Source organism: Actinophytocola sp. (assembly GCF_035712165.1).
Lineage (GTDB): Bacteria > Actinomycetota > Actinomycetes > Mycobacteriales > Pseudonocardiaceae > DASYTH01.
Window position 1 is genome coordinate 1 of the sequence record NZ_DASTBH010000092.1, and the last position, 3,091, is coordinate 3,091.

Annotated in this window: 3 protein-coding genes; all 3 read right to left on the reverse strand. The window is 73.0% G+C overall.

Annotated elements, in window-relative coordinates:
- On the reverse strand, positions 1-356 hold a 356-nt coding region (locus tag VFO68_RS04810; protein WP_325156925.1), incomplete at its 3' end, for a sigma factor.
- 66 nt (positions 357-422) lie between these two features.
- Positions 423-1,622 (reverse strand): cytochrome P450, encoded by a 1,200-nt coding sequence (locus VFO68_RS04815; protein WP_325156926.1) that lies wholly within the window; start codon positions 1,620-1,622, stop codon positions 423-425.
- The coding region (locus tag VFO68_RS04820; RefSeq protein ID WP_325156927.1) for a condensation domain-containing protein at positions 1,619-3,091 on the reverse strand (1,473 nt) is incomplete at its 5' end. The genes VFO68_RS04815 and VFO68_RS04820, both read right to left, overlap by 4 nt.

Here is a 3,091-nt window from a genome sequence, read left to right on the forward strand (position 1 = left end):
AGGGTGTCGATCACCACCAGCAGCGCCAGGCCGACCGCGTCGGCAAGGAGGGTGGCCTGTTCGGGGTCGGGGCCGGCTTCGGGGCTGACGATGGGGTCGGGGATGCGGGCGCCCAGCGGGTCCTCGCGGCGGGATTCGCGGGTGCGCAGCATGTCCAGGCACACCCGGCCGATGACGGTGGTCAGCCAGCCGCCGAGGTTGTGCACGGTCTGCGCGTCGGTGCGGTGCAGCCGCAGGTAGGCCTCCTGCACCGCGTCATCCGCCTCGGCCAGCGAGCCCAGCATGCGGTAGGCCACCGCCCGCAGATGCCCACGGTGCGCCTCGAACCGCTCCGCCAGGAACTCACGTTCGTCCATCGGTCACCCACCTCCGTCAACCTCAGTCACAACACTGACGGACGGCGCGGAAGCGATGTGACAAAGTCATGACACGTACCTCTCGGATCGGGTTGCGGCCGGGGTGATCTGGACCGGCAGCGACTCCGGGCCGCGTACGGCGATCGAGCGCAGCGGGACAACCGGTCCGGCGAGGGAGATCGCGCCGGCCCGGTCGAGCAGCGCGCCGAACAGGATCCTGGTCTCGGCCCGGGCGAGGACACCGCCGATGCAGAAGTGCTCCCCGCTGCCGAGCGCGAGATGCCGGTTGGGACTGCGGGCGATGTCGAACCGGTCCGCGTCGGTGAACACTCGCTCGTCTCGGTTGGCCGACGGAATCCAGACCACGACACGATCGCCCGCCTCGATCCGCACACCGTGCAACTCGGTGGCGCGGGTCGCGGTGCGCATGCTGTGCGTAGCACTCGACGTCCACCGCAGGATCTCCTCAACCGCGCTCGGCAGCAGCGACCGGTCGGCCCGCAACCGGTGCCACTGTCCCGGATGCGACAGCAACGCGTGCAGCCCGCCGACCAGTGCCAGCCGGCCGTTCTCGGTGGCGCCCAACAGGTTCTCGCAGTTGAGCAGGATCTCCTCCTCGGTGAGCAACGTGCCGTCGATGCTGCACGTGACCAGCAGGCTCATCAAATCGTCGGTCGGATCGGTCATCCGCCGGTGCATCAGCTCGATGAAGTACGCCATCAGCTGGCGGTGCGCGGCCAGCGACGCGGACTCGTGGAACGCGTCGTTGGTCCACCCGAACAGATCCTCCTGGTCCGCGTCCGGCACGCCGATGATCCGGCAGATCACCGCGTGCGAGAGCCGGGCCACGACGTCGTGCACGAAGTCACACTCACCGATTTCCATGGCCCGGTCCAGGATCGACCGCACCGCGGAACGCATCATCCCCTCCAGCGCCCGAACCGACCGGGTGGCGAACCATTCCGCCATGGCCGAGCGCAGCGCCCGGTGCCGGGGCGGATCGGTGAGCGCCAGCGTCAGCCCGCCGCCGGGATCCGCGCCGGACCGCACCGGCCGCAGCAGCACACCGTGCGCCGAGCTGAACAACCCCGGATCCCGGTACACCGCCCGGACATCGGCATGGCGGGTCAGCGACCAGAACGCCGGCAGCTCCCCGGCCTCGTGCCGGTACACCGGGGCGTGCTCGCGCATCCACCGCCACACCGCGAACGGGTCCCCGGTGGCGTGCAGTTCGGGATCCACCAGCAGGTTCGGTGCGGCGGTCATCGGCGTTCTCCTGTGGGAATGGTGTGCAGCCGGTCGATGAGCAACTTGACCAGCGCTTCGGCGGTGGTGCGGCCGACCGCGTCCGGCCGGAACGCGACTTCGACGCGCAGACCCCCGTCCTCCGGCCACAGCTCGGTGTGCAGTTCCAGCGGCAGGTCCAGGTAGGGCGCCCGGTGGAACGACGTGTCCAGCCCGGGCAGCTCCATCCGGGGAATCTCGTTGTCCTGCAAGGCGAACAGCGTCTGAAACAGCGGCGGCCGGCCGGTTCGCGGCGCGGCCACCAGCTCCAGCACGTCGCGCAGCGGCACGTCCTGTGTGGCGAACGCGCGCGCCACAACGGATCCGACGGCGGCCGGGTCACCGTCCAGCGCGGAACCGCGCAGCCGCAGGCACACCATGTTGAGATGGCACCCGATCGCGTCCTCGAGACCCGCACCGCGCTGCGCCACCGGCACCCCGACCGCGAAGTCGCGCTGCCCGGTCACGTCGGCCAGGCTGGCCGCGTACTGGGCCAGCAGCACGGTGAACCGGGTGACGCCGGCCGCGGCGGCCAGCGCGTCCACCGCCCGCAGCACCTCAGGCCCGACCCGGACCTCCACCCGGCAGGGCTCGTCGGGCGCCGGGTCCAGCGGGTCCGCCGGCCAGCGCAGCTCAGGCACCCCGGTCAGCTCGCCGCGCAGGGCGTCTGGCGGTTCAGCGTGCTGCCGGCGGACCGCGTGCAGCGCCGGCGCCGGCGGCAGCATCGCCCCGGCGTAGGCCGCGGCGAGATCCCGGGCCAGCACCGCCTCGGACGCGCCGTCGAAGGCGATGTGGTGCACGGCGACGCCGAACACCGTGGCCTGCCCGGCCGGTGCCAGCGCGGTGCGCCACACCCGGCCGGTGGTCGGGTCCAGGTCGCCGGCCAGTTCGGCGCGCAGCGCGGCGAGCGCGTCGTCGACCGAGGGGGCGGGGTCGAGGACCACCGGCACCGGGGCGGGCACGGCGACCACCTGGGCTTGCGGTGCCGGGTCGGGCCGGTAGGCGGCGCGCAGCGGCTCGTGCCGGCGATGCACGGCGGCGACGGCCGCGGCCAGCGCCGCCCGGTCGAGTGAACCTTCGATCACCCAGGTGAGCAGGCAGTGCCCGGTCCGGTCGGCCGGGTCGACCAGCCACCGGGTCAGGTACACCAGCTGCATCGGGGTCAGCGGAATCTCGGTGGGCGGTGCCGCCGGACTCGGGACGGCGATCGTGGTGTCGAGCCAGCGGGCGAGCGCGGCGGCGGTGGGATGCCGGTAGAGCTGGGCGACCGGGACCGGGCGGTCGAGCCGCGCGGCGAGCCGCGCACACGCCCGCCCGGCGGCCAGGGAACTCCCGCCGAGCGCGAAGAACGGCACGTCGGGCGGGACGGCGGTGCGGCCGAGGACCGCACCGAAGATCTCGGTCACCGCGCGCAGTGTCGGGTCGCCGGGCGGGGTGGCGGTGTCGGGTGG

Excerpts from the sequence above, each read along its gene's own strand:
- VFO68_RS04815 (WP_325156926.1), bottom strand. The coding sequence starts at position 1,622 with ATGACCGCCGCACCGAACCTGCTGGTGGATCCCGAACTGCACGCCACC.